The organism is Methanocalculus sp., from assembly GCF_029762515.1.
In the GTDB taxonomy this organism is placed as follows: Archaea; Halobacteriota; Methanomicrobia; order Methanomicrobiales; family Methanocorpusculaceae; genus Methanocalculus.
In genome coordinates this window covers 1-3,343 of sequence record NZ_JARVGN010000262.1, presented here as the reverse complement: position 1 = coordinate 3,343, position 3,343 = coordinate 1, and the positions used below count along the sequence as shown (strand labels likewise).

5 protein-coding genes are annotated in these 3,343 nt (G+C 59.8%); all 5 read right to left on the bottom strand.

The genetic code is table 11. The features are described from left to right. Positions 1-670: pyridoxal-phosphate dependent enzyme (locus QCH34_RS09315; RefSeq protein ID WP_300333229.1), on the bottom strand; the 670-nt coding region annotated here is incomplete at its 3' end. Next, positions 667-1,239, bottom strand: a complete 573-nt coding sequence (locus QCH34_RS09310) for a phosphoribosylanthranilate isomerase (RefSeq protein ID WP_300333226.1) — start codon at positions 1,237-1,239, stop codon at positions 667-669. The genes QCH34_RS09310 and QCH34_RS09315, both read right to left, overlap by 4 nt. Then, complete coding sequence (locus tag QCH34_RS09305; protein ID WP_300333224.1) at positions 1,230-1,973, bottom strand: indole-3-glycerol-phosphate synthase; 744 nt, start codon at positions 1,971-1,973, stop codon at positions 1,230-1,232. Before QCH34_RS09305 ends, QCH34_RS09310 begins: the two co-directional genes overlap by 10 nt. Further along, the gene (gene trpD, locus QCH34_RS09300) at positions 1,974-2,987 is read right to left on the bottom strand and encodes an anthranilate phosphoribosyltransferase (protein ID WP_300333222.1); all 1,014 of its coding nucleotides are present in this window, start codon (positions 2,985-2,987) and stop codon (positions 1,974-1,976) included. It lies immediately after the preceding gene. Further along, on the bottom strand, positions 2,984-3,343 hold a 360-nt coding region (locus QCH34_RS09295), incomplete at its 5' end, for a gamma-glutamyl-gamma-aminobutyrate hydrolase family protein (RefSeq protein WP_300333220.1). The genes trpD and QCH34_RS09295, both read right to left, overlap by 4 nt.

Here is a 3,343-nt window from a genome sequence, read left to right as displayed (position 1 = left end):
AGGCGACAGCTGCATCGGGGAGCCTTCCTTCCAGTGCAAGCGACTGATGATACAGCTCCCTGCCGATGACAGACTGGAAGTCGCGGACCAGTGTCGGGAACGGGTCAGGCCCGACACAGGATCCGATCAGGTAATGCGAGGTCTCTGCGGTGGCAGCCCAGTTCCGGAGCGCGCAATCGACGGCATCGGAGAGGGTGGCAGATCCACTTGATACCGGGGTGACAGTGGCACCCAGAAGCTCCATCCGTGCAACATTCAGCGCCTGCCGCTCCATATCGACTGCACCCATGAAGACCTCGACCGGGAGGCCGAGGACTGCTCCCGCCATGGCGGTTGCCACCCCGTGCTGGCCTGCCCCGGTCTCTGCGATCAGCCGCTCTTTTCCGGAACGCTTCGCAAGGAGCGCCTGGCCAAGTGTGTTGTTAATCTTATGGGCACCGCCATGAAGCAGATCCTCCCGTTTCAGGCAGATTCCGACCCCCGTCTCTCTCCCGAGGTTCCTGCAGAGGTAGAGCGGTGTCTCTCTCCCGGCATAGCGGGTGAGGAGTGCTGTAAGCTCTGCCTGTGCATCGGAATCCTCCCTGAAGATAGCATATGATTCAGCAAGCTCCCTGAGGGGTTCGATCAAAATCTCAGGAGCATACCTCCCCCCGTAATCCCCGAACCTCATGGTGAACACCCCCGGCAGGCAGCAACAAATGCCTGCACCCGGTGCATATCCTTCACGCCCGGAGATGATTCAACGCCGCTTGAGACATCAACACCGGCAGGATGGAGCGATCGTATCACGCCCGCAACAGATGAATGCGTGAGCCCGCCTGATACCAACACAGGAACCGTTGCTTCTTCAATCGCTGCTTCTGCCACCACAGTGTCAAGCACAACACCCCTGCCATGCGAGACATCAAGGAGGAGGCGGTCGGCATCTTCAGGAGGCAGGCTGATCCCATCCCAGCCCGAGACAGAGATGAACCGATCCGGTACATTCAGCGGATGATAGGTCTGGATCGCATCCGGTGAGAGGCGGCAGATCTCCCGCAGATAGGCAGGTGACCTTGTGGTGGTGACGCAGACCGTCTCCACCCTTCCGGCAATCGCCTTAAGAATTGCCTCAGCCCTCCGCGTGGTAACTGATCGTTGTGAATCGGTATAGAGGAGGATGCCGATCGCGTCGGCTCCGGCAGATACCGCAAGCCTGGCATCGGCGGGAGAGGTGATCCCGCAGATCTTCACGTACATGCAAACGCCTCCGTCGCCTCCCTTGGATCCGCAGCTGACGCGATCGAGGTCCCGATTAATACACCCATACAGGTCTTCATCGCCTCCAGAACCTCGGCCTGGGTCGATATCCCGCTCATTGCAATCGGGATTTTGCCTGCTGCCCTGATTGCCGGGGCGATCCGGGCAGAAGTGCCGGGATCGATCTGAAGTGTCCTGAGATTGCGGTTATTGATCCCGATGAGTGAGGCCCGTGTGGCAATGGCATCTTCTGCTTCCCCGGGAGAGAAGACCTCGACAAGCGGCTCAAGACCGCATTCGATCGCGTAATCGACAGATGCAGGGAGGTCGTCCCCGAGCACTGAAGCGATCAGGAGAACCGCATCCGCACCAAGGGCCCGGCTCTCCCGGATCTGGCGCGGGTGTACCAGGATATCCTTCCTGAGGATGGGGAGGCTCACATGCCTCCGCACCTCCCCTATGAAGGAGGGATCACCGGCAAAGACCGTCGGCTCGGTCAGAACCGAGATCGCAACCGCACCACCCGCCGCCATTGCCGCCGCAAGCCGTCCCGGAGGCAGGGTTGCGCCGGTCGGCCCTTTCGGGGATGCGTACTTCACCTCACCGATCACCGCAGGCGACCGGGAGAGGAGCGCCCGCTTCAGGCTCCGAGACGGGAAGAAATCCCGCGGAAACGTATCCGGAAGTTGGGCAGCCCGCTGGTGTGATGATGCGATAAGTGCATCCAGAATCATTCAGGCACCCCCGTTGATCTCCGCAAGAAGCCTGAGTAATTCAAGAGCCCTTCCCGAATCGATTGCATCTTCTGCCATTTTCAGGGCAGAGGAGAAGGTTGCTGATCCTTCCCCGGCAAGGATCGCCCCCGCAGCATTCAGGAGGACGATATCCCGTGCAGGCCCCTCGCCGCCATGAAGCACCCGGCTGATGATCGCAGCACTCTCTCCCGGGCTTTCCGCACGAAGCATATTACGTGGCGCTTCAGCAAGTCCGAGATCGGCTGCATTCAGCGTATAATAATCGATCTGACCCGAAGAGAGCTCGCAGATCCGGTTCTCCCCGGTGAGGGAGAGCTCATCCAGCTGATCCCCCGAGACGACCAGCGCCTTCTTAACCCCGAGTGCCTGGAGCGCCTCTGCCATCGGACCGAGGAGGGCAGGATCGGCGACACCAATGATCCGGTTGATCGGGCCTGACGGGTTGCAGAGGGGTCCTGAGATATTGAGGATCGTCCTGAATCCAAGTTCTGAACGCAACCCCGAAAGGGTCTTCAGGGCGGGATGGTACTTCGGGGCAGAAAGAAAGGCAATATTTGCTTCCTGAAAGGATCGAATCACCAGTTCTTCAGAAGCATCGATAGAGACACCAAGTGCGGTGAGGAGATCCGCAGAACCTGACCTGCCTGTCTGCGCACGGTTCCCGTGCTTTATGACAGGAACCCCTGCACCAGCCGCGACAAATGCGGCGGCGGTGCTGATATTAAACGTCATCGAGTGATCGCCGCCTGTTCCGCAGGTATCAACCGCACGATCTGATCCGGGGATCACAATCGTTCTCGCATGGGAGAGGAGCACCGATGCACAGGTGGCGAGATCCTCTCCCGTCAGGGTGCGGTTCCTCAGTGCATAGAGGAACGCTCCTGCCTGTGCAGGTGTTGCTAACCCCGAGATGAGATCATCAAAGGCAAGGCCGAGTCCTCCTTGCGGCAGGGGGGCATCCTCTGCCATCGCAACGCAGACCTCCTGGATCATGCGATCCCTCCATCAAGGAATGCGGCGATGAGGCGGTTTCCCATCCCGGTGAGGAGACTCTCGGGATGGAACTGTACCCCTTCGATCGGAAATCGGCGGTGCCGGACACCCATCGGAAGGTGATCGTCAAGGGAGTATGCGGTGATCATCAGATCCTCCGGGAGAGAACCTTCATCAAGAACAAGAGAATGGTACCGGACAGCCGGAAACGGGTTCTGAAGACCGGAGTAGATCCCGGAACCATTATGGGAGATCTCCGAGACCTCCCCATGCACCGGGCGTGGGGCATGGATGATCCGCCCGCCGGCAGCAGAGCAGATCGCCTGGTGCCCGAGGCAGATGCCGAGTGTCGGCAC